Raw genomic sequence first — 23,920 nt, 5'->3', positions numbered from 1 at the left:
ATTATAAAATTTCACACAAAAAAATCACTTAGGAGGAAAAAAATATGTTTTGTGGTCAATGTGGAAAAGAAATACCCCATGATTCAAGGGTGTGCAGTTATTGCGGAGCGCCAGTAGAGGGTGCGGAGGGAAGCGGCTATACTCAGCCGGCGGCCTCGCAGCCTTATCAGGGCCAGCCAAATGTTCAGCCCTATCAGGGCCAGCCAAATGCTCAGCCTTACCAGGGCCAGCCAAATGCTCAGCCTTACCAGGGCCAGCCAAATGCTCAGCCTTACCAGGGCCAGCCAAATGCTCAGCCCTATCAGGGTCAGCCGAATGTTCAGCCTTATCAGGCGTCTCCAAATGGTCAGCCCTGCCAGATGCAGCCTTATAATCAGCCGTATTATAATGGACAGCAATATTACAATGGACAATCGGGCTCGGGATATAATCTGAAACCGGATAACAAATACAATCTCGTGGCGGCTCTTTTTACGTGGCTTTGGGCATTGTTTAAAGGAATGTGGGATTTGGCATTATTTGATTTTGCTGTTGGACTTGTATTTTTAATTCCTGTTGTTGGATGGGTAGTAAGCGTATTATATTTGATTTTCCGACTGGCAATCCTTGGACGGAATGCAAATTATTATTACCGTTTGAAAGTAACAATGGGGATACCAATGTATAAGGCTATTATGGACCCAAATTTACGCAGACTGTAAAATAGAGAAGTACATTTTGGAATACATGTGAAAAAGCCAAACTATTTTTTCTTTCATGGAGCAGGACGTAATAGTTACATAAAAAACAGGTGACATGCAAAGAGGAAGCTTTGCCTTGCATCAGGTGTGGCAGTTGGATAAACCAATATATTTAAAAAGTAAATGTTATAGTTGGAAAGCAGGAAAATAACTGAATTTTCAAATCATTTTCCTGCTTTTTCTGATATCCAAAGCATACCCTCCCAAATCCGTACAAAAAGAGAAATATAAAATTTTAATTAGGTCTTGAAATTTTTCCATGGATTCGGTACAATTAATACCAGATTGTGGGCTTTTCCCCAAAAGAGGGTCCGCAGGAAAAAAATAAATAAAATTTATTTTTAGGAGGAATTGAAAAATGGCAGTAAAAGTAGCAATCAATGGTTTCGGACGTATCGGAAGACTTGCATTCAGACAGATGTTTGGTGCAGAAGGCTACGAGGTAGTTGCGATTAACGATTTAACAAGCCCCAAGATGCTTGCACACTTATTAAAATATGATTCTTCTCAGGGTAAGTACGCTCTGGCAGATACCGTATCTGCAACAGAAGATTCTATCGTAGTTGACGGAAAAGAGATTAAGATCTACGCAAAGGCTAACGCAGCAGAGCTTCCCTGGGGAGATCTGGATGTTGATGTTGTTCTGGAGTGTACAGGCTTCTATACCTCCAAGGAGAAAGCTTCCGCACACATCACAGCAGGCGCTAAGAAGGTTGTTATCTCCGCTCCGGCCGGAAATGACCTGCCCACCATCGTTTACAATGTAAACCATGAGACATTGAAGAAAGAGGATACAGTAATTTCCGCAGCTTCCTGTACAACCAACTGCCTGGCTCCTATGGCAAAGGCACTTAATGACCTGGCTCCCATCGAGTCCGGAATTATGTGCACCATCCATGCTTACACAGGCGATCAGATGCCTCTGGACGGACCTCAGAGAAAGGGCGACCTGAGAAGAAGCCGTGCAGCAGCTATCAATATCGTTCCCAACAGCACAGGCGCTGCAAAGGCAATCGGCCTGGTTATTCCGGAGCTGAACGGCAAGCTTATCGGCGCTGCACAGCGTGTACCGACCCCCACAGGTTCCACTACTCTGTTATTTGCAGTTGTTAACAAGAGCGTAACCAAGGAAGAGATCAACGCAGCTATGAAGGCAGCAACCACAGAGTCCTACGGCTACACCGAGGATGAGATCGTATCCAGCGATATCGTTGGTATGAGATTCGGTTCTCTGTTCGATGCAACTCAGACCATGGTTTCTCCGCTTCCCGATGGAAAGACTCAGGTAGAGGTTGTTTCTTGGTATGACAATGAGAACTCCTACGTTTCTCAGATGGTTCGTACAATTAAGTACTTCGCAGAGTTAGCATAATCGGACCGCATAGCAGACAAAAGCGTACAATAATTAAGACCTTAAAGGGTCCGGTCTTTGGACCGGACCCTTTTTCCAAGTAAGTACAAGCGTTGCTGCAATACCGATGCTTGTACAAAATGAGTGGAGAAGCCGCTTCTCTGCTCAACTGAAAAGAAAAGAGGAGGCAGACAACATGGGATTAAATAAAAAATCAGTCAATGATATCAACGTAAAGGGAAAACGTGTACTGGTAAGATGTGACTTCAACGTACCGTTAAAGGATGGCAAGATCACAGATGAGACACGTATTAAAGCAGCTCTTCCCACCATCCAGAAGTTAATTGATGACGGCGGAAAGGTAATTCTTTGCTCTCACTTAGGAAAAGTAAAGAATGGCCCCAACGAGGGTGAGTCTCTGGCACCTGTTGCAGAGAGACTGTCTGAGAAGCTTGGCAAGCCGGTAAACTTCGTATCCGATTACAATGTAACAGGCGAAGCTGCAACTGCAGCCGTAGCAGCTATGAACGAGGGAGATGTAGTTCTTCTTCAGAATACCCGTTTCCGTGGCAAAGAGGAGACAAAGAACGGCGAGGATTTCTCCAAAGAGCTGGCTGATCTCTGTGATGTATATGTATGCGACGCATTCGGTTCCTCCCACAGGGCACACGCTTCCGTAGCAGGTGTGACAGATGTTGTTCGTGCAAAGGGCGGCGAGTGCGCCGTTGGCTATCTGATGCAGAAGGAGATTGATTTCCTTGGAAATGCAGTAGAGAACCCCGTAAGACCTTTCGTGGCCATCTTAGGCGGTGCAAAGGTAGCAGATAAGCTGAACGTAATCGCAAATCTTCTTGAGAAGTGCGACACCCTGATTATCGGCGGCGGAATGGCTTACACATTCTTAAAGGCACAGGGCTGCGAGATCGGAACCTCTCTTGTAGATGATGAGAAGCTTGACTACTGCAAGGAAATGATTGCAAAGGCTGAGAAGCTTGGCAAGAAGCTGCTTCTGCCTGTTGATACTACCATTGCCGCTGAGTTCCCCAATCCCATTGATGCAGAGATAGAGGTTTCCGTTGTAGATTCCAATGCAATTCCGGCTGACAAGATGGGCCTGGATATCGGAACCAAGACTGCAGAGCTGTACGCAGAGGCAGTGAAATCCGCTAAGACCGTTGTATGGAATGGTCCCATGGGCGTATTTGAGAACCCGATTCTGGCAAAGGGAACCATCGCAGTTGCCAAGTCCCTGGCTGAGACAGATGCAACCACCATCATTGGAGGCGGCGATTCCGCAGCAGCAGTAAATCAGTTAGGATTTGCTGACAAGATGAGCCACATTTCCACAGGAGGCGGTGCATCCTTGGAATTCCTGGAGGGCAAAGAGCTTCCGGGGGTAGCAGCAGCAGACGATGTGCGATAGCTATGAGCAGTGCCAGAATAGGAAATGACAGATGGGTTGCTGGCAGCCGAATCTGTCAGAGCCTATTCTGATAGGGCGACAGCCCGGCAATGAGGAAAATCTCTGATTTTCCGAATGGTGTACTGGGGAGAAACGGGGTGACAGCCCGAATGGTGCACTGGGGAGTGAATAATATAGAATAAGAACTGACAAAAAGGAGAATAGAACAATGGCAAGAAAGAAAATCATCGCCGGCAACTGGAAAATGAACATGACACCCAGCGAGGCAGTAGAGCTGGTAAATACCTTAAAGCCTCTGGTAGCAAATGACGAGGTAGACGTAGTATTCTGTGTACCGGCTATCGACATTATTCCCGTAATGGAAGCTGCAAAGGGTTCCAACATTCAGGTAGGCGCCGAGAACATGTACTTTGAGGAGAAGGGCGCTTACACAGGCGAGATTTCTCCGGCAATGCTCACGGATGTTGGCGTAAAGTATGTTATCCTTGGACATTCCGAGAGAAGAGAGTACTTTGGAGAGACCAACGAGGATATCAACAAGAAGATGCACAAGGCATTTGAGCACGGCATTACTCCTATTATGTGCTGCGGCGAGTCTCTGACCCAGAGAGAGCAGGGCGTAACCATGGATTTTATCCGTCAGCAGGTAAAGGTTGGCTTCCTTGGAATCACCGCAGAGCAGGCTAAGACAGCCGTGATCGCTTACGAGCCAATCTGGGCTATCGGAACCGGAAAGACTGCAACCACCGAGCAGGCTCAGGAGGTATGCGCTGACATCCGTAAGTGCATCGCTGAGATCTACGACGAGGCAACCGCAGAGGCCATCCGCATCCAGTATGGCGGCTCCGTAAATGCCAACACCGCAGCAGACCTGTTTGCACAGGCAGACATCGACGGCGGTCTGGTAGGCGGCGCAGCTCTCAAGCCGGACTTTGGAAAGATCGTCAACTACAAATAATATATAATTAAATGTGATAAGATGAAAGGCTATTCAATTTGGGTAAAAATTACCTGTTGAATAGCCTTTTGTGATTTTTTATTACTATAAGTCACCTTGAACTGTGGCTTAATTTAGGTTATAATATAGACACAAAGCATCTTATGATATATTGACATGCACAAATATTTAATGTGAAATAGTAGGAAAGGAGATAAGTTTATGCAGATTATTCCTATGAGAGAATTGAAGAATACAGTTGAGGTGGAACGCCGCTGCGCAGAAGAAAATGGTCCGGTCTATGTAACCAAGAATGGTTATGGCCGATTGGTTGTTATGGATATTGAGTATTATGAGAGAACCATGCAGAAAATGTATGAAGCTAAAACAATTATGGAGGGCCTTGAAGATGTAAAAGCGGGACGGACTATAGATGGAGATACAGCAATCAATGATATAAGGAGCAGATATGGAATCTAAGTTCAAGTATCAACTTACAGAGAAAGCAAATGATGACTTGGATGATATTGTTGGGTATATTGCTGTGGAGTTATCAAATTCAAAAGCAGCATCGGATTTTTTGGATGAATTGCAGAGGATTATCGAAGAAGCATGTTCATTTCCGGAGAGCGGAGCTCCTGTGAGCAATGAATTTTTGTCAAATACGAAAGTAAGAAAGAAGCTAATAGGCAATTATATCATGTATTATCAGCCGGATTTTGAAGAAAAAAATATTTTTATCCTTAGAATTGTTTATGGCAGGAGGAACATGGATGAGATTTTAAGAAAGCTGGATCTATAAATCAGCATCTTTACGGAACAAAAATATCAGCAGTAATCATCATACAGCCTTGAAACGAGCCGCCCTTCATTACGGACGGCTCATTTTTTGGCAATTGGGGAAATGGTATTTGATTTAATCTATTGAGCCAGTTCAGTTAAGGGATGGAAGCTGTACCCCAGTTCCTCCCATTTCGTCAGCAGTTCATCCAGAATTTCCCCGTTTGTCTTAGAGGTATTATGTAACAGCACTACCGCACCGGGATGAATCCGGGGAATCAGCTTGGCAAATGCTTCCTCATGAGTAGGCTGCTGATCCTGATACCAGTCTACATAGGCCAGGCTCCAGAAAAAGGTCTTATATCCAAGCTCCTGAGCCATTTTCAGATTGCTTTCGCTGTAAATGCCCTGCGGGGGACGGTAGTACTTTGTCATAGGCTGACCGATGGTCTCTTCGTAGAGGGCTTCCAGATCCGCCAGTTCCTTTCCGAAAGCTTCCTTATCTCCAATCTTAGACATATCGGGATGGTGGTAAGTGTGGTTTCCCACCGTATGCCCCTCATCTACCATGCGTTTTACCAGCTCCGGGCTGGTTTCCATATAATTTCCCACAATAAAGAAGGCGGCGGGAGCATTGTGCTTTTTCAAGGCATCCAAAATGGCGGGGGTATTCCCATTTTCAAAACCGCAGTCAAAGGTCAGATAAATCTTTTTCTCTTCCGTTTCTTCCACATAATAAGCGTCAAAATCTTTTAAATAAGAAGGAGTGGCGTTGCCTACAGGTGCCTTTCCATCCTCCTGAAAGCTTAAGCCCCAGTTGGCGGAGGCACTGCTGCCGGCAGGTAAAAGCGTGCCGGAATCAGGCAAGCCTTGAAGCCGGGCAATTCCCTGGCCGCCAAAGTAGGAGAGGGTAAGCAGCAGAACAGTGCCGATGATGTTTTTGAGATTTTTATTCAAGTTTATTCCTCAAAAAGATGTTTTTTTATATATATGAAGAAATTAGAAAAATCAGACGTGGTCCGGGTGTTTTTGAGACAAATCAGCTCTTTTTTGCTGTAAAGTAATAAAGAATTAAAGAAAAATAAGATCTTCCAGTTGAAAAAAATCTATTTTTGTTCTATATTATTAACAATAGGCGTTTTTAGAAGGGATGATGAAAAATGAGATTGGATATTGCAGTGATTCCGGGCGACGGAATCGGGCCGGAGATTGTGAGAGAAGCAAGAAAAGCATTGGATACCGTAGGAGAGCGTTTTGGACATGAACTGGTATATACGGATCTCTTGATGGGCGGAGCATCCATTGATGTTCATGGGGTTCCCCTGACAGATGAAACCATTGAGACGGCAAAGTCAAAGGATGCGGTTTTGATGGGCTCCATCGGCGGAGATGCGGCAACCTCCCCCTGGTATCAGCTTCCGCCGGATAAGAGACCGGAAGCAGGACTTTTGAAACTGCGTAAGTCCCTGGGATTGTTTGCGAATCTGAGACCGGCGGTATTGTATGGAGAATTAAAGAAAGCCTGCCCCTTAAGAGATGAGATTATCGGGGATGGTTTCGATATGATGATTATGCGTGAACTGACCGGCGGACTTTACTTTGGAGAGCGTAAGACAGAAGAGATTAACGGTGTTCTGACAGCCATTGATACACTTACATATAACGTGGAAGAAATTCGCCGGATTGCAAAGAGAGCCTTTGACATTGCAGGAAAGAGAAGAAAAAAGGTCTGCAGTGTAGACAAGGCAAACGTGCTGGATTCCTCCAGGCTTTGGAGAAAAGTTGTGGAGGAGGTTGCAAAGGATTATCCGAATATTGAACTTTCCCATATGCTGGTAGACAACTGTGCCATGCAGCTGGTGAAGAATCCGGGCCAGTTTGACGTGATTCTCACGGAGAATATGTTCGGCGATATTCTTTCCGATGAGGCAAGCATGGTAACAGGATCCATCGGAATGCTCTCAAGTGCAAGCCTCAATGATACCAAGTTTGGTTTATATGAGCCAAGTCATGGCTCTGCGCCGGATATTGCCGGGCAGGACTTGGCAAACCCCATTGCAACCATTCTTTCTGCAGCTATGATGCTTCGGTTTACCTTTGATCTGGACAAAGAAGCAGACGCTATAGAGGCAGCCGTTAAGCAGGTACTTCAAGAGGGCTATCGGACAGGAGATATCATGTCAGAGGGCTGTACAAAGGTAGGAACTGTGAAAATGGGCGATTTAATTGCAGAGCGTGCACGGAACTAATATTACGGAGCTTAAAACAGCAGCATTCTGAACAGTGCCAGAACAATTTACAGACACAGCTTTAAGTGGCTGGGAATTGTTCTAAATAAGAGGTACTGGAAGAATGCTGCGGAACTTAAAACAGCAGCATTCTGAACAGTGCCAGAACAATTTACAGGCACAGCTTTAAGTGGCTGGGAATTGTTCTAAATAAGAGGTGCTGGAAGAATGCTGCGGAACTTAAAATAGGAGGAGTGGAAAATATGAAAAGCGACGCAGTAACAAAGGGAATGCAGCAGGCACCCCACAGAAGTTTATTTAATGCACTGGGACTGACCCAGGAGGAGCTTGACAGGCCATTGGTAGGAATTGTCAGCTCTTATAATGAGATTGTACCGGGCCATATGAATCTGGACAAGATTGTAGAGGCCGTAAAGCTTGGCGTGGCCATGGGCGGAGGAACCCCAATCGTATTCCCGGCCATTGCTGTCTGTGACGGAATCGCCATGGGACATGTGGGAATGAAATATTCTCTGGTAACCAGAGATCTCATAGCCGATTCGACCGAGTGTATGGCGCTGGCGCACCAGTTTGACGCACTGGTCATGGTTCCCAACTGTGATAAGAACGTACCGGGGCTTTTGATGGCGGCAGCCAGAATCAACGTTCCTACCGTATTTGTCAGCGGCGGCCCTATGCTTGCCGGTCGTGTAAAGGGACAGAAACGCAGCCTTTCCAGCATGTTTGAGGCAGTAGGCGCTCATGCGGCAGGCAGTATGACGGCAGAGGAGGTACGGGAATTTGAGGAAAAGGTATGTCCTACCTGCGGCTCCTGCTCCGGTATGTACACGGCTAACAGCATGAACTGTCTCACGGAGGCACTTGGTATGGGCCTTAAGGGAAACGGAACTATTCCCGCCGTTTATTCCGAGCGCATTAAGCTGGCAAAGCATGCGGGAATGCAGGTTATGGAGATGCTTCGCCGGAATATCCGTCCCCGTGACATTATGACTGAGAAAGCATTCTTAAATGCCCTGACCGTAGATATGGCACTTGGCTGCTCCACCAACAGCATGCTTCATCTTCCTGCTATTGCTCACGAGGCAGGCGTGGATCTGAACATGGAGGCAGCCAATGAGATGAGCGCCAAGACACCAAATCTCTGCCATCTGGCTCCGGCAGGCCCCACTTATATGGAAGATCTGAATGAAGCGGGCGGCGTCTATGCCGTTATGAATGAATTGAATAAAAAGCAGTTATTGTATACAGACTTAATTACTGTAACAGGAAAGACAGTGGGAGAAAATATCGCAGGCTGTGAGAACCGGAATCCGGAGGTTATCCGGCCTATTGACAATCCTTACAGCGAAATTGGCGGAATCGCCGTATTAAAGGGCAATCTGGCTCCCGATACGGCCGTGGTAAAGCGTTCCGCCGTTGTGCCTGAGATGATGACCCATGAGGGCCCGGCAAGGGTATTTGACTGCGAAGAGGATGCTATTGACGCCATCAAGAGCGGAAAGATCGTAGCCGGTGATGTGGTTGTGATCCGGTATGAGGGACCCAAGGGCGGACCGGGTATGCGTGAGATGCTGAATCCTACCTCCGCCATTGCAGGCATGGGCCTGGGAGCTTCCGTAGCACTTATCACGGACGGACGTTTCAGCGGAGCCTCCAGAGGAGCTTCCATCGGACATGTATCTCCGGAAGCAGCCGTAGGCGGCCCCATTGCATTGGTGGAAGAAGGCGATAAAATTCGCATTGATATCCCCAATAACCGTCTGGAGGTTTTGGTATCTGACGAGGAGATGGCAGCAAGAAAAGCAAAGTGGCAGCCAAGAGAGCCCAGAGTAACTACCGGCTATTTGGCCCGCTATGCGAAAATGGTAACCTCCGGAAACCGGGGAGCGGTATTAGAGATCAAATAGGAAAATCAATTATAAATTCTATACCTTGACAGACGAAGTCTGCCTGCCCTTAACGGGCATGTATCAGGGGGGATCCGCAGGGTACGGATTTTGAAAATGATTATATATAAGAACGGAGAAAAAGCATGCAGTTGACAGGATCTGAGATTATCATCGAGTGTCTGAAGGAGCAGGGAGTTGATACGGTTTTCGGCTATCCGGGAGGCGCAATTTTAAATGTATATGATGAATTGTATAAACACAGCGACGAGATAACCCATATTTTGACCTCTCATGAGCAGGGTGCATCCCATGGGGCGGACGGTTATGCCCGGGCGACGGGAAAGGTGGGCGTATGTATGGCAACCTCCGGGCCGGGAGCTACCAATCTGGTTACGGGAATTGCAACGGCCTATATGGATTCTATTCCTTTGGTAGCAATTACGGCCAATGTAGGAAGGTCTCTGCTGGGAAGAGATTCCTTTCAGGAGGTAGATATTGCCGGAATCACCATGCCGGTTACAAAGCATAATTATATTATAAAGGATGTGGAAGAGCTTGCGCCGGCTATTCGGAAAGCTTTTCACATTGCAAGAAGCGGCCGGCCCGGCCCGGTGCTGATTGATGTAACCAAGGATGTAACAGCAAACAAGACGGAATATGAATATCAGAAGCCCATGGAAGTTGAGCGTAAGACAGATACCATCCGGGAAGAGGATATAGCTCAGGCAGCAGCTATGATTGCGAAGGCAAAGAGACCATTCATCTTTGTGGGCGGCGGAGCCGTGCTCTCAGGAGCATCTGCCGAGGTAGCAAAGCTTGCAAGAAAGCTTAATGCGCCTGTCTGTGATTCCCTTATGGGAAAAGGCGCATTTCCGGGAGAGGATCCCTTGTATACGGGAATGCTCGGCATGCATGGAACCAAGGCGTCCAATTATGGCGTGACCCAGTGTGACCTTTTGATTACCATTGGCGCCCGATTCAGTGATCGGGTAACGGGAGACGCAACCCGTTTTGCAAGAAAGGCCAGAATTCTTCAGATTGACATTGATCCGGCGGAAATCAATAAAAATGTGATTGTAGATGCAAGTATTATCGGGGATGTGAAGGAAGTTTTAACACGCTTGCTGCCTCAAATCCAGGAGAAGGAGCATTCCGAGTGGATCGAGCAGATTGAGGCACTGAAAGAAAAGCATCCATTAAAATATGAGGAAAACCGTCTGACAGGTCCTTACGTGGTGGAGGAGCTGTATCGAATCACAAAGGGAAATGCGATTATTACCACAGAGGTAGGCCAGAATCAGATGTGGGCGGCTCAGTTCTACAAGTACAAGGAACCCAGAACTTTCCTTACCTCAGGAGGACTTGGAACCATGGGATACGGCCTTGGGGCCTCCATCGGAGCTAAGCTTGGATGCCCGGATAAGATTGTGGTAAATGTGGCAGGAGACGGCTGCTTCCGCATGAATATGAATGAGATTGCTACGGCGGCCCGCTACAATGTGCCCATTGTACAGCTGGTACTGAACAATCATGTACTGGGAATGGTTCATCAGTGGCAGACTTTGTTCTATAATAAGCATTATTCCGCTACTATTTTGAATGATCAGGTGGATTTTGTGAAGCTGGCGGAGGCGCTTGGGGCCGTGGGAATGCGTGTAACCAAGAGAGAAGAGGTTGCGCCTGCTTTAGAGAAGGCTATGTCTCTGGGACGCCCCGTGGTGATTGACTGCATCATTGACTGCGAGGATAAGGTATTTCCTATGGTGGCAGCAGGAGCGCCCATTGAGGAAGCTTTTGATGCGGAGGATTTGGAAAAGTCCGTGAAATAACAAAAAGCACACAAGTATACATGAATAGGGTACTTGCAGGGGATAATTTTGTAAATACACGATCACAGTCCAATACAGTACTGGAGGCGGAATCCGACCTCTTGCCGTAAGGCAACTTTAAATAGGCCGGATTCGTTACTGTGAACATCATAGGTGTAAACCAATGTCATTAAGTTAAGCTTCAAAAAATGACCGGCATAGGGGAGGAGGGCCGCCCCGCTAAGGGGTGGCGGTTCTTGCCCGGAGCCTTCATATACTTTTCGAGCTTAATTTAATGACATTGAGGTGTAAACAGTAACAATGAATCAGGGAGTTTGATGATAATGCGGAAGCGGATCAGGTGGTTTGTTTGGAGCCTATTTGCGGTTCTGGTGATCTATACGGGAGTTTCCATATATTATATGGATCATTTTTTCCCCGGAACCTCCGTTAACAATATGAATGTGAATTATCTGACTACCGATCAGGTGAACCAGCTGATCTTACAGCAGGCGAAAGAATATAAGCTTGTACTTAAGGGGCGTCAGGCGCAGGTTGAGGAAGTGGAGCCGGAAAATTTGGGCGTAACTTATTATGAGACAGATGCGGTCTGGCAGGCAAAACGGGCTCAGAACGGTTTTTTGTGGCCAAGGATGTTCTGGCAGACGGATTCTTATCAGGTGACAGCAGGCGTTTCCTTTGACGAAGAACAGCTTCTGGCAGCAGTCCGGGAACTGAAAATGGTAAAAAGCGGTAATCCGCCCAGGAATGCCTGGGTGGAAATGACAGAAGATGGTTACGAGATTCATCCGGAGGAGCCGGGAAACAGAGTGGTTGTAAAGAACCTTGAGGAACAGATCAAAGGCGCCGTCTCCAATCTGCTGCCAGAGCTTGATCTGGATGAGACAGGTTGTTACCAGGCACCGGGGATTACTGCGGAATCTGAGAAAATCACAGCTCTCACTAAGCAGCTTGACAATTGGCTTGGAACAAAGGTTACTTATGAGTTTGGTCCGGAAACAGAAGTGGTGGATGAAAAGGCAGTCAGCAGTTTTATCCGTCTGGACGGATATACGGCATCCCTGGATTCGGAGGCAGTTGCAGAATGGGTTCAGGAGCTGGCGGAGGGCAGAGATACCTACAAAAAGCCCCGGAACTTTCGGAGTACCCTTCGGGGTATTATCACAGTGAAGGGCGGTAATTACGGCTGGCAGATTGATCAGGAGGCTGAGAGTGAGGCACTTTTTGCCCATATTGAACAGGGAGATACCATTACAAAGGAGCCGGCTTATTCACATCGGGGCAATGTGTGGAGCAGCAATTATGACATTGGAGATACCTATATTGAAGTGGATATGGGGGCCCAGCATATGTGGTTTTACAAAAATGGTCAGCTCCTGGTGGATACGGATGTAGTGACGGGAAATATCAGCCGGGGCTGCCGGACACCTGCTATTGTGGCATCCGTACAGTATAAAGCCCGTAATGCTGTGCTGCGTGGAGCCGATTATGCCACGCCTGTAAAGTACTGGATGCCTTTTTATGGAAATTACGGTATACATGATGCCAGCTGGAGAGCTAAATTCGGCGGAAATATCTATATGACAAACGGTTCCCATGGCTGTGTCAACACGCCGCCGGCTAATATGAAAATTATATTTGAGAATGCAGAGAAGGGGATGCCTGTTATTTTGTATTATTAAAAATAGTAGTCGAACTGGAAACAGCAGACCTTAATCAGTGCACAGAAGGATTTGCGGACACATCTTTATGTGGCCGGAAATTCTTCTATATGGGGTGTACGGATTAAGGTCTGCGGAACTGGAATTGGTTTTAACAGCAGACCTCAAACAGTATCCAGATGGATTTCCAGACGCAGGCTTTTTTGCGTCTGGAAATTCATCTAGGTAAGGGGTACGGATTAAGGTCTGCGGAACTGAAATGAGGAGGATGAAAGATGAAGCGTGTGTACAATTTTTCCGCAGGTCCGGCTGTACTGCCGGAGGAAGTGCTTAAAGAAGCAGCTTCCGAGATGATGGATTATCAGGGAACGGGAATGTCCGTAATGGAGATGTCCCATCGTTCCAAAGTGTTTGAAGGAATCTTAAATGAAGCAGAGCAGGATCTTCGAGAACTGATGGGGATTCCAAATAACTATAAGGTGCTGTTTCTCCAGGGCGGCGCCCATTTACAATTTGCCATGATTCCCATGAACCTTATGAAGAATCGTGTTGCAGATTACATTGTCACCGGTCAGTGGGCGAAGAAGGCTTTTAACGAAGCGGCTATTTACGGAAAGGTCAACAAGATTGCATCCTCAGAGGATGAAACCTTCTCCTACATTCCGGACTGCTCGGATCTTCCTATCAGCCCGGATGGGGACTATGTATACATTTGCGAGAACAATACCATTTACGGAACGAAATTTCATACTCTTCCCAATACCAAGGGAAAGATCCTGGTATCTGATGTATCCTCCTGCTTCCTTTCCGAGCCGGTGGATGTGACAAAGTACGGACTGCTTTACGGCGGCGTACAGAAGAATATTGGTCCTGCCGGTATGGTAATTGCCGTGATTCGGGAAGACCTGATTACCGAGGATACCCTGCCGGGAACGCCTACCTATATGAAGTATAAGATTCATGCGGATGCCAACTCCCTTTACAACACGCCCAATGCCTACTGCATCTACATGTGCGGCAAGGTATTTAAATGGCTGAAAAAGATGGGCGGCCTGGAGGTTATGAAAGCCCGCAATGAGGAAAAAGCGGCGATTCTTTATAATTTCCTGGATGAGAGCCGGCTGTTTAAGGGAACGGTCAGAAAAGCGGATCGGTCTCTTATGAACGTGCCTTTCGTAACAGGCAATGACGAACTGGACGGAGAATTTGTGAAGGCGGCTGAAAAAGCCGGCTTTGTGAATCTGAAAGGCCACCGGAGTGTAGGCGGCATGCGTGCCAGCATTTACAATGCCATGCCTATGGAAGGCGTCAGGGCTCTTGTGGAGTTTATGAAAAAATTTGAGGAGGAACACCATGTATAAATACAAATGTCTGAATCCCATTGCCAAGTTTGGCCTTAATCACTTTACCAGAGAATATAAGGAAGTAGAGGAACTGGATGAGGCAGACGCTATCCTGGTTCGAAGCGCTGCCATGCATGACATGGAGCTGCCGGAAAATATATGTGCCGTTGCCCGGGCGGGAGCAGGGGTTAACAACATTCCCCTGGGAAAATATGCGGAGCAGGGAGTTGTGGTATTTAACACGCCGGGAGCCAATGCCAATGGCGTAAAGGAGCTGGTGCTGGCCGGACTTCTTCTGGCATCCCGTGATATTATCGGAGGCGTGAACTGGGTGCAGTCGGAGCGCCAGAATGAGGAGATTGCCCAGCTTTCCGAGAAGCAGAAGAAGCAGTTCGCAGGCCGTGAGATTTTAGGGAAAAAGCTGGGAATCATTGGCCTTGGGGCTATCGGCGTCCAGGTGGCCAATGCTGCCATTCATCTTGGCATGGAGGTAATGGGGTATGATCCTTATATATCTGTGGAGGCGGCATGGAATCTGTCCAGAAATATCCGTCACATTACCAATGTAGATGATATTTACCGGGAATGTGATTACATAACCATCCATGTGCCCCTTATGGACAGCACAAAGAAGATGATCAATGAAGGGGCCATAAACAAAATGAAGGATGGGGTAGTAGTTCTCAATTTTGCCCGTGATTTGCTGGTGGACGAGGATGCCATGGTGCTGGCCTTAAAGCAGGGCAAGGTAAAACGCTATGTGACAGACTTCCCAAATACCAATACGGCAGGCGCCAAGGGAACCATAGTGATTCCCCACCTGGGAGCGTCTACGGAGGAAGCAGAGGAAAACTGCGCCCGCATGGCGGTAAAAGAGCTGCGCTGCTATCTGGAGCATGGAAATATCAGCAATTCGGTAAATTACCCCAACTGTGATATGGGAGTACCTGCTTATCCGGCCCGTGTAGCTATCTGCCATAAGAATATCAAGCATATGCTGAGCCAGTTTACCAACCTGATGGGCGAGGAAAACCATAACATTGCCAACATGACCAATAAGAGCCGCGGGGATTACGCTTATTCTATGTTTGACCTGGAGAGCCAGGCAAGCCCGGAGCTTATCCGCAAGCTGGAGGCCATAGACGGCGTATTGAAAGTGCGGGTGATCTGCTGATGGCGAAGATACGACCTTTTCAGGGAATCAGGCCGGCAGAGGGAAAAGAGTCTCTTGTTGCGGCCCTTCCCTATGATGTATACAGCCGCAGGGAAGCGAAGAAGGCTGTGGAAGGAAAGCCCTTGTCCTTTCTTCGGATTGACCGGGCCGAGACTCAGATGGCAGATGATGTGGACACTTGTGATCCGAAGGTTTATCAGAAAGCCAAGGAACTGCTGGAGGAAATGCAGGAACGAGGAGATTTTATTCAGGATGATGTTCCCTCCTTTTATCTGTATGAGCTGACTATGAATGGCCGAAGTCAGACGGGAATTGTGGCATGCGCTTCCATTGACGATTATCTGGAAGGCTGCATTAAGAAGCATGAGAATACCAGACGGGAAAAGGAAGAGGACAGATTTCGCCATGTGGATGTGTGCGATACTCAGACAGGCCCCATTTTTCTGGCATATCGGAATGAACCGGAGCTTAAGACGCTGGCTAAGGAGAGTAAGAAGGGTGAGCCTTTGTTTTCCTTTGTGTCAGAGGACGGCATTGGGCATAGAGGCTGGCAGATTCGGGAAGAAGCTGTCATTGGGCGTATTCAGGAAGCCTTTGGGAAAATGGAATCCGTCTATATAGCGGACGGCCATCACAGGGCGGCATCGGCTGTCCGCGTGGGCCTGAAGCGCCGGGATGAGCATCCGGATTATACAGGGGAAGAGGAATTCAATTATTTCCTTTGTGTGCTGTTTCCGGATGATGAATTGATGATTATGGATTATAACCGGGTGGTTCGGGATTTGAACGGACTTTCCCCTGAAGAATTTTTAAAAAAGGCGGAAGAGATCTTTACGGCAGAGCCATTGAAAGAGGCGGCTCATCCCCAAAAGAAGGGGGAGATAGCCATGTTCCTTTCCGAACAGTGGTATCTTCTGACCCTGCGGCCGGAGTACGAAAACGAGGATCCGGTGGAGGGTCTGGATGTGTCAATCCTTCAGCGGGAGCTGTTGGAGCCTGTCCTCGGAGTGGGAGATCCCAGAACAGATAAGCGCATTGATTTTGTGGGCGGCATTCGGGGGCTTGAAGAGCTGGAGCGCCGGGTGCATACGGATATGGAGGCTGCCTTTGCCATGTATCCTACTTCCATTGGAGAGCTGTTTGCCGTGGCGGATGCGGGTCTTTTGATGCCGCCGAAATCCACCTGGTTTGAGCCAAAGCTGCGGAGCGGATTGTTTTTACATAAGCTTTCCTGAGAGGCTGCATTAGATATTCTATCTTGACGGAGGAAATCTGCCTGCAGGATACACTTTTTCGGACAAAAAAGCGTTAAATAGTGCTGTTACGGCGGTTTTTCTTAGCTTTCCTTTTAATAAATATGTGTGTGCGCAGTGCATGAAATCTCCAGTTTTTCCGGGAAAATCCTTGTATTTTAGGCATAATATCTACCGCATAAAAGCATAAATCAGGATTTGCAAGAATTATACCCAAAAAGCAGAATCCAGTAAGGAGAAAACTAATAAAAACGGAGAATTTTACGTCTTTCGTTGAATTTAAAGGGAAAACAGGCTATAATAAATTCCGGTGAAATTAGGAATTTATTTAATATCCGGTTAGCATAAGGGAGGATTATCATGAGTGCTAAGAAAGTAACAGATACAGTGAAGAAAGCAGAGACTGTAAAGACAACTGAGCCGGCAAAAGCAGCAGAAGCTTCCAAGGAGACAGCTACAGCTCCGGTAAAAGATGAAGCAGTAAAGGCAGCACCGGCAAAGGAAGCAGTTAAGGAAGAAAAGGCTCCTGTAAAGAAGGAGGCAGCACCTAAGAAAGCTGCCGCAAAGACTACCGCCAAGACGACTAAGACAGTGAAGACAGCAAAAGAGGCAGTAAGCCAGAACGTATATATTCAGTTTGCAGGAAAGGAAGTTAAGACTGAGGAGCTGGTAGAGCAGGTAAAAGCTGCCTGGGCAGCCGAGGGTCACAGAGCATCTTCCATTAAGAGCCTGGAGCTTTACGTAAAGCCGGAGGATATGGCTGCTTATTACGTAATCAATGGCAAGGTGAATGGCAAGCTTGAACTGTAAGTAAAAGCAATAGGGAAGATAACAAAAACGTTCCGCACTATCTGGTGCGGGGCGTTTTTTCAATGTGTGGCGAGGGTGGCTCTAATCTTGCTGGTGAAAAACACTTTATCCAGGCATTGACTGAAAAAGAAATCGGTTCATGCGGTATTACCACGGCCTGGCTAAAAGGGTGTAACTATTACGAATAGGCATGATTGTTCCATTTGAATGCAAATTTATCCAAGTAGTCCAAAGCTTGAGCATTGCTGGAAAATCGCTCGGTTGAAGAAAAATAGCTCTCATAGGAAAAACACGTTATGTCGTTCGGTAAGTTTTTCATAGCCTGAGTGCTAAAAAAATTATCCGTGGGTTCAAAGAGCGTGTTTATCATTTGCACAATACCCTTTGGCAGACCTGCTGTTTCCAGGTAATCAAGATACAAGAAAGCATCATTATTTTGCAAATTCACAAACCACTGTCCGTTTTTCATCAAATAATTCATTACCATAATGTTTAGGCAATAGATGTCAGAATTGCGATCTGTGAGAAAATAGTTTCTATTCTGTTCCTGTTTATACTTTCGGGGGTGATTTTCATACAGGTCTTGTGACATACTTAGATAGCGAGAGCGTTTCCCGCATCCGGACTGAGAACGCCAACCATCAATATCACAATGAAAAAGCTCTCCTTTTGTGTTTATAAAAATATTTTCCTCATGCAAATCAGCAAAGGAGAAGGAGGGGTGTAAAGTGCTTAGCCACAGGATATCTTCATATATTTGAGAAAACCATCGTACTGCATCCGCAATACCAGCAAATTTTAATGCTTCAGACAGTACTTTACCTTCACAAAAGGGCATTTCGTATCCAACAATTTTTTTATCAAATGTATAAATACGCATTGGCATGATAAACTGTTTCGGAAAATGGCAGTTGCTTTGGACAAGGCTGTATAAGGTTTCCCGATCACGGGCTACTGCTTCGTGATCCGTAAGGCAGCCATGATAAAGCTTGATAACCGTGCCATGCGTTGTCTTAAATAATGAGGTATAGGCATTTTCTTCCCTTGATAACAACTCATATTTTTCCATCTCATGCAGTTTTTCAGAGCAGATTTCTTCTATTTGGATCATTGGAGTATCCACCAAATAGAAAGAATTAACATCAGAACCATAAGTATTTGGGTCAAACACCCACCGGTTTTTGCCTGAGAGTTTTTGTTGGCCAATGAGAAATTGGAATATTGGCCGATGCCACGTTCAAGGGCCTCAGACGCTAATATGTTTTCTTGCTCTTTTTTCAATTCCATCTGTCTGTGCTTTTCAGGCACTCTATCATAACTTCTGCTCCATGCAACGGCATCATTGCACAGTCGTAGGAACTGATTAGCCATATCTCTAATCTGCTCTTTAGAATATTTTGAAATTTCGTTTGCAAAGTTTTTTGGCTCTGTATAGGTAAGAGTACCGCCGCTGCTATTACCAAAAACCAGTTCTCTTATGATCCCATTATTTCCTTTCGAAGAAAAATCATAAAATTTTATTGTGGTTCCAGTAAAGTATTCCCGCCATATACCATCCTCTTCTACAAGATATAAAGGAACGTTAACCTTGTGCGAGTAATATCCGGAGGAATTATTTTGGGTAATTTGTATCTTTTGAAATGCTGGCTCAACTGGTATATAAGAATTCAGATCGTGGAAATAGATGGAGGAATTACAATCAAAAGAATAATATGGACTGCCATAACCGCCAGAATTATAGGCGTATTTTCCGTATCCGTAAAGATATGCGATAGCGTAATTTTTTTTCCCCATTATATGCTCCTCCTCAGTGAATAATGATTTTATGGCAGACAGTAATAACTTAACAATATGTTTAAAATTCCATGATTTGATACAAGCCTATTCATTGATAATAGTAGTTCTTTTGTGCTGATAATTATTATAGCTTTTGCAGGTCAGTTTGTCCATTGTCAAACTGTTTGACCAATAAATTTCGAAAAAATAAAACTTATTCTATGTCAAGGGTTCTTTCTCATACGATACTTTTTCCTTGTCTTGCATATTGTTTTAAAGTATAATTCAGGTTATAGCAGAGGCAACAAATAGGGGAAAGAAATAGCGATTTTTATATCAAGGGTGACGTAGAATATGGCAAGAACAGTAGGAATCGGACATCAGAATTTTGAACAATTGATTACTAATGATAATTTTTATGTGGATAAAACCATGTTTATCAAGGAATGGTGGGAAAATCAGGACGTGGTGACGTTGATTACCCGCCCCAGACGTTTTGGGAAGACCTTGATGATGAATACCGTAGAGCGATTTTTTTCCGTGGAATATGCAGAAAGAGGTGAGCTATTTGAGAAACTTGCCATCTGGGAGGATGAGAAGTATCGGAAGCTTCAGGGAACTTATCCGGTAATATTCTTAAGCTTTGCAGATATCAAGGAGAACTCTTTTGGGGAGGCAAGAAAAAAGATCTGCCAGAGCATCCGGCGCCTTTATGATAAATATGATTTTCTATTGGAGGGCAATTGCCTGCGGGAGGGAGAGAAGGAGCTTTATCGAATGGTTTCTGCCGAGATGGAGGATTACCTGGCGACGGATTCCCTGAAATACCTTTCCGATTATCTGTCCCGTTATTATGGAAGGAAAGTACTCTTTCTTTTGGATGAGTATGACACACCGATGCAGGAGGCTTATGTAAGCGGTTTTTGGAAGGAAATGACTATATTCACCCGGGGGCTGTTTAACTCTACTTTTAAGACGAACCCTTATTTGGAACGGGCCATTATGACAGGAATCACCAGAGTCAGCCGGGAATCCATCTTTTCGGATCTGAACAATCTGACCGTAGTGACAACCACTTCTGAAGCCTATGCGGACTGCTTCGGATTTACAGAGCAGGAAGTTTGGGATGCACTGAAGGAATTTGGCCTTTCTGAAGAAAAAGAGAAGGTAAAAAGCTGGTATGACGGCTTTACTTTCGGAAATAGGCGGGATATCTACAATCCATGGTCAATTTTGAATTACCTGAAAACAGGAAAGGTTTCTGCTTATTGGGCCAACACCAGCAGCAATAGCTTAGTGGGAAAACTGATTCGGGAAGGGAACAGAAGAACCAAGATAATTATGGAGGATCTTTTGGAAGGAAAATCTTTTCATACGGAGATAGATGAGCAGATCGTATTCAATCAATTGACTGACAATGAAAGTGCAATCTGGAGTCTGTTGCTTGCAAGCGGTTATCTGCGTGTAGAACGGTTTTTCTTTGATGAGGAATGGGGGCGTGATGAGTACGATTTGATGCTGACGAATAAAGAAGTACGCATCATGTTCCGGAGAATGATTCGGAATTGGTTTGGCAGGGATGATTCAGGATACAATGAATTTGTAGAGGCATTGCTGCGTGATGATAAGAAAGAGATGAATATATACATGAATAAGGTTGCACTGTCCACCTTCAGTTCTTTCGATACGGGGAAAAAGCCGTCTGAATGTACAGAGCCGGAGCGTTTTTATCATGGCTTTGTGCTTGGACTTCTGGTGGAACTCTGCGGGCGTTATATTTTGACATCCAACCGGGAAAGCGGATATGGCCGTTATGATGTAATGCTGGAGCCCTGCCGAAAGGAAGAGCCGGCCATGATACTGGAGTTTAAGGTGCACAACCCGGACGAAGAAAAGTCCCTGGAGGACACGGTGAAAGCCGCATTGCAGCAGATTGAAGAGAAGAGATATGCGGTATCCCTGACAGCGAGAGGAATAGCACCGGAGCGGATTCGGAAGTATGGGTTTGCTTTTGAGGGGAAGAAAGTTCTGATTGGGTGAAGATTTAAGCCCGTTTTGGGGCTGCCGGGCGGGGGAGCCGGTTGAGCCTATAAAACTTTCTTATTTGACGAACCTTACGTCATATGCTAAACTATACCATAGATTTTGCCGCAAAAGGCAAAGAAAATAAAATACGACAGAAAGTGTGCGTTTATAAAACGCAGAAAAGGGAATTGGGTGAGAGTCCCAAGCGATCCGGTCACTGTATTCAGGGAGTGAAGCCCGGGAGCGTGCAGCTCTAAAGATCCATTGCACTTGTGTGTGAGAAGGAGGGCCAAAGCGAGGAACTGTAAGTCAGGAAACCTGCTTTCTGTAGGTGGGTGCTTTTGGAGTTTGCTGCATTCTGTTTATAGCGGATTTTTCAAGGGTACTTCGAAGATTGGACGGGCTTCCGGTAAAAGCAGTTCCAGGAAAGAGAAGAGACAGGGCCCGTTTATGCTATGGGCTCTTTTTTTATCCTGTAGATACCCTGTAATGCATATTCTTCTTTGGAGGACGAACTTTGTGCGGTAAAGTATGGGAAAAGGACTGCTATCAATGAACGGATAAGGAAAATATATGAAGGAAAAGGGAGAGATAAAAGGATGGTATCATTCATAGGTGCAGGCCCCGGCGATCCGGAGCTTTTGACCATCAAAGGGAAACGACTGATAGACAATGCGGATGTTATTATTTATGCAGGTTCACTTGTGAATCCTGAAGTGTTAGCCGATGCAAAGAAGGATGCCCTTATTTACAACAGTGCAGGCATGACCCTGGAGGAAGTGCTCTCTGTGATGAAGGAGGGGGAGGAAGCAGGAAAAAAGGTGGTACGGGTACATACGGGAGATCCGGCCATTTACGGCGCCCACAGGGAGCAGATGGATGCCCTTGACAAAATGGGTATTTCCTACGAAGTGATTCCGGGTGTCAGCTCTTTTCTTGCGGCTGCGGCCGCTTTGAAGAAGGAGTATACCCTTCCGGGGGTCAGCCAGACCGTGATTCTCACCCGGATGGAGGGAAGGACACCCATGCCTGAGGGAGAGAAGCTCCTTGATCTGGCAAAGCATAGGGCTACCATGGTTATCTTTTTAAGTGTGGGAATGCTGGAAGAACTGTGCGCCACCCTGGGACAGGCGTATGGGCCGGATACTCCGGCGGCAGTCGTATATAAGGCCACCTGGGAGGATGAGAAGATTGTGCGGGGGACACTTTCGAATCTTGCGAAAAAAGTAGAGGAGGCAGGTATCCGTAAGACCGCCCTGACGGTTGTGGGCGATTTTCTGGGGGATGATTATGAGCTTTCCAAGCTGTATGATAAGACTTTTACACATGAATTTAGAAAAGGAGTGGAGTCATAGATGGGGATTTGGCTATTAAGCATCAGCCATAAGACGGCTCCCCTTGCCATACGTGAGTTATTTGCCTTTACTTCGGAGCAGCAGACAGAGCTTCTTAGAGCCCTGTGCTCGGATGCGGGTGCGGCAGAAAGCCTGGTGATCTCAACCTGCAACCGGACGGAGATCTATGCCTTCTATCCAAAAGAGGAACAGCAGCAGAAGCTATTTGCCCGGTTGCAGAAAGTGGTTCTAAAGAAGGCTGGGGCGTTACAGGTAGAGCACATTACGGATTATCTGCGGTTTTATCAGGGAGAAAAAGCAGTCCGCCATCTGTTCCTGGTAGCTGCCGGGCTGGATTCCATGGTGGTTGGTGAGGATCAGATTCTGGGCCAGGTGAAGAAGGCACATGAGCAGGCAAGAGCGGCAGGTACTACAGGCAAATATCTGAATACCCTGTTCCGTTATGCAGTAACCTGCGCCAAGCGTATTAAGACGGATACGGAGCTGTCCAAAACTGCCGTTTCCACAGCGACCCTTGCAGTCAAGGCTGCGGAGGAGGCGCTAGGAGGCCTTCAGGGAAAGAAGATAATGGTCATTGGGGGAACCGGGGAGATTGGCGGCATTGTTCTTAAGAATCTCTACAGTATGAAAGGACTGCATATTTACAGCACCATCAGAAATGTAACATTGACCCATGATGCCCATCTGAAAAGTGAGAGCAATCATATTATTGATTATAAGGAGCGGTATTCCTATGTTGATGAAATGGATGTGGTAATCAGTGCAACTTCAAGTCCTCACTATACTCTGACCTATTCCAAGCTGCGGGAGCAGATTCATACGGAGAAGCCCAGGGTATTTGTGGATCTGGCCGTGCCGGTGGACATTGAGGAAGCGGTAACGGAGATTCCACGGACCTTCCTTTACAATATGGATGACTTTGAAGCCCTGGCAAAAGCGAACAATCAGGCCAAAAAGCAGGCGGCAAAGGAAGCGGGAGAGATCTTAAAGGAGTACGAGGAAGAATTTATGTGCTGGATGATCTTTCAGTTTTCCATGCCTCAGATTGAGAGAACAAAGGAATGGATGCTTGAGGAAGCGGAGAAAAAAGGCTTTGCAAAGGCGGTGGACAAGCTGTTCTATCGTCTTAGGGAGCAGGCTTCCCCAAAGGAGCTGGAAGCGATTTTCCGCTGTCTTACGGATGAGTAAAATAGGAATAGAGTATTGGGGAACTGGAAACAGCAATAATCGGAAGATGCACAGAAGGATTTACGGACACGGTCATTTTGTGGCCGGAAATACTTCTATGTAGAAGTGTATCTTACGAGTATTGCGGAACTAAAATA

20 protein-coding genes and 1 riboswitch are annotated in these 23,920 nt (G+C 46.3%); of the genes, 17 read left to right on the top strand and 3 right to left on the bottom strand.

The window, feature by feature from the left end:
- Positions 1-44 precede the first annotated feature (44 nt).
- The 6 genes from VSQ61_RS00870 (at position 45) to VSQ61_RS00845 (ending at position 5,253) form a co-directional block, all read left to right on the top strand.
- Positions 45-701, top strand: a complete 657-nt coding sequence (locus VSQ61_RS00870; RefSeq protein WP_334342536.1) for a zinc-ribbon domain-containing protein — start codon at positions 45-47, stop codon at positions 699-701.
- Between the two features lie 397 nt (positions 702-1,098).
- The gene (gene gap, locus VSQ61_RS00865) at positions 1,099-2,112 is read left to right on the top strand and encodes a type I glyceraldehyde-3-phosphate dehydrogenase (RefSeq protein ID WP_334342535.1); all 1,014 of its coding nucleotides are present in this window, start codon (positions 1,099-1,101) and stop codon (positions 2,110-2,112) included.
- Positions 2,113-2,287: 175 nt separating this feature from the next.
- Positions 2,288-3,514, top strand: a complete 1,227-nt coding sequence (locus VSQ61_RS00860; protein WP_334342534.1) for a phosphoglycerate kinase — start codon at positions 2,288-2,290, stop codon at positions 3,512-3,514.
- A gap of 208 nt (positions 3,515-3,722) precedes the next feature.
- Complete coding sequence (tpiA, locus tag VSQ61_RS00855) at positions 3,723-4,472, top strand: triose-phosphate isomerase (protein ID WP_160567597.1); 750 nt, start codon at positions 3,723-3,725, stop codon at positions 4,470-4,472.
- Positions 4,473-4,673: 201 nt separating this feature from the next.
- Positions 4,674-4,931: a type II toxin-antitoxin system prevent-host-death family antitoxin gene (locus VSQ61_RS00850; RefSeq protein ID WP_334342533.1), complete on the top strand. Its 258-nt coding sequence runs from the start codon at positions 4,674-4,676 to the stop codon at positions 4,929-4,931.
- A complete protein-coding gene (locus VSQ61_RS00845; protein WP_334342532.1) occupies positions 4,921-5,253 on the top strand; it encodes a type II toxin-antitoxin system RelE/ParE family toxin in 333 nt (110 codons plus the stop codon). The genes VSQ61_RS00850 and VSQ61_RS00845 overlap by 11 nt, the downstream gene beginning before the upstream one ends.
- Before the next feature lie 119 nt (positions 5,254-5,372).
- Here the strand turns inward: VSQ61_RS00845 and VSQ61_RS00840 are convergent, their stop codons facing one another.
- On the bottom strand, positions 5,373-6,188 hold the full coding sequence (locus tag VSQ61_RS00840; protein ID WP_350340114.1) for a delta-lactam-biosynthetic de-N-acetylase: 816 nt from the start codon (positions 6,186-6,188) through the stop codon (positions 5,373-5,375).
- A 203-nt stretch (positions 6,189-6,391) separates the two neighbouring features.
- Between VSQ61_RS00840 and leuB the strand changes: the two genes are divergently transcribed.
- The 8 genes from leuB (at position 6,392) to VSQ61_RS00800 (ending at position 17,439) form a co-directional block, all read left to right on the top strand.
- Positions 6,392-7,480 (top strand): 3-isopropylmalate dehydrogenase, encoded by a 1,089-nt coding sequence (leuB, locus tag VSQ61_RS00835; RefSeq protein WP_334342531.1) that lies wholly within the window; start codon positions 6,392-6,394, stop codon positions 7,478-7,480.
- Between the two features lie 242 nt (positions 7,481-7,722).
- Positions 7,723-9,387, top strand: a complete 1,665-nt coding sequence (gene ilvD, locus VSQ61_RS00830) for a dihydroxy-acid dehydratase (protein WP_334342530.1) — start codon at positions 7,723-7,725, stop codon at positions 9,385-9,387.
- Positions 9,388-9,512: 125 nt separating this feature from the next.
- Positions 9,513-11,198 (top strand): biosynthetic-type acetolactate synthase large subunit, encoded by a 1,686-nt coding sequence (gene ilvB, locus VSQ61_RS00825; protein ID WP_334342529.1) that lies wholly within the window; start codon positions 9,513-9,515, stop codon positions 11,196-11,198.
- Positions 11,199-11,521: 323 nt separating this feature from the next.
- Positions 11,522-12,880 (top strand): L,D-transpeptidase family protein, encoded by a 1,359-nt coding sequence (locus tag VSQ61_RS00820; protein WP_334342528.1) that lies wholly within the window; start codon positions 11,522-11,524, stop codon positions 12,878-12,880.
- Between the two features lie 254 nt (positions 12,881-13,134).
- Entirely contained in the window at positions 13,135-14,220 is a 1,086-nt protein-coding gene (gene serC / locus VSQ61_RS00815) for a 3-phosphoserine/phosphohydroxythreonine transaminase (protein WP_334342527.1), read from the top strand.
- Positions 14,213-15,376, top strand: coding sequence for a phosphoglycerate dehydrogenase (locus tag VSQ61_RS00810; RefSeq protein ID WP_334342526.1), 1,164 nt, complete (start codon positions 14,213-14,215; stop codon positions 15,374-15,376). The genes serC and VSQ61_RS00810 overlap by 8 nt, the downstream gene beginning before the upstream one ends.
- The gene (locus tag VSQ61_RS00805; RefSeq protein WP_334342525.1) at positions 15,376-16,611 is read left to right on the top strand and encodes a DUF1015 domain-containing protein; all 1,236 of its coding nucleotides are present in this window, start codon (positions 15,376-15,378) and stop codon (positions 16,609-16,611) included. Before VSQ61_RS00810 ends, VSQ61_RS00805 begins: the two co-directional genes overlap by 1 nt.
- A gap of 378 nt (positions 16,612-16,989) precedes the next feature.
- Positions 16,990-17,439, top strand: a complete 450-nt coding sequence (locus tag VSQ61_RS00800) for a DUF6465 family protein (protein ID WP_334342524.1) — start codon at positions 16,990-16,992, stop codon at positions 17,437-17,439.
- Between the two features lie 178 nt (positions 17,440-17,617).
- On the opposite strand, the gene VSQ61_RS00795 is transcribed toward VSQ61_RS00800, so the two are convergent.
- Together VSQ61_RS00795 and VSQ61_RS00790 are read right to left on the bottom strand one after the other, a co-directional pair.
- Positions 17,618-18,550, bottom strand: a complete 933-nt coding sequence (locus tag VSQ61_RS00795; protein ID WP_334342523.1) for a hypothetical protein — start codon at positions 18,548-18,550, stop codon at positions 17,618-17,620.
- Entirely contained in the window at positions 18,547-19,233 is a 687-nt protein-coding gene (locus VSQ61_RS00790; protein ID WP_334342522.1) for a hypothetical protein, read from the bottom strand. The genes VSQ61_RS00795 and VSQ61_RS00790 overlap by 4 nt, the downstream gene beginning before the upstream one ends.
- A gap of 336 nt (positions 19,234-19,569) precedes the next feature.
- Between VSQ61_RS00790 and VSQ61_RS00785 the strand changes: the two genes are divergently transcribed.
- From VSQ61_RS00785 to hemA, 3 genes are all read left to right on the top strand, one after another.
- On the top strand, positions 19,570-21,255 hold the full coding sequence (locus VSQ61_RS00785; protein ID WP_334342521.1) for an AAA family ATPase: 1,686 nt from the start codon (positions 19,570-19,572) through the stop codon (positions 21,253-21,255).
- Between the two features lie 124 nt (positions 21,256-21,379).
- A riboswitch (cobalamin riboswitch) is annotated at positions 21,380-21,580 on the top strand.
- 259 nt (positions 21,581-21,839) lie between these two features.
- Positions 21,840-22,595 (top strand): precorrin-4 C(11)-methyltransferase, encoded by a 756-nt coding sequence (gene cobM / locus VSQ61_RS00780; RefSeq protein ID WP_334342520.1) that lies wholly within the window; start codon positions 21,840-21,842, stop codon positions 22,593-22,595.
- Complete coding sequence (gene hemA / locus VSQ61_RS00775; protein WP_334342519.1) at positions 22,596-23,783, top strand: glutamyl-tRNA reductase; 1,188 nt, start codon at positions 22,596-22,598, stop codon at positions 23,781-23,783. It begins immediately after the preceding gene.
- Positions 23,784-23,920: the final 137 nt, after the last annotated feature.

The sequence above is a fragment of the Candidatus Merdisoma sp. JLR.KK006 genome, assembly GCF_036941035.1.
GTDB lineage: Bacteria > Bacillota > Clostridia > Lachnospirales > Lachnospiraceae > Laedolimicola.
Note: the sequence above shows the minus strand (reverse complement) of the source record. Positions and strands in the feature narration are given on the sequence as shown.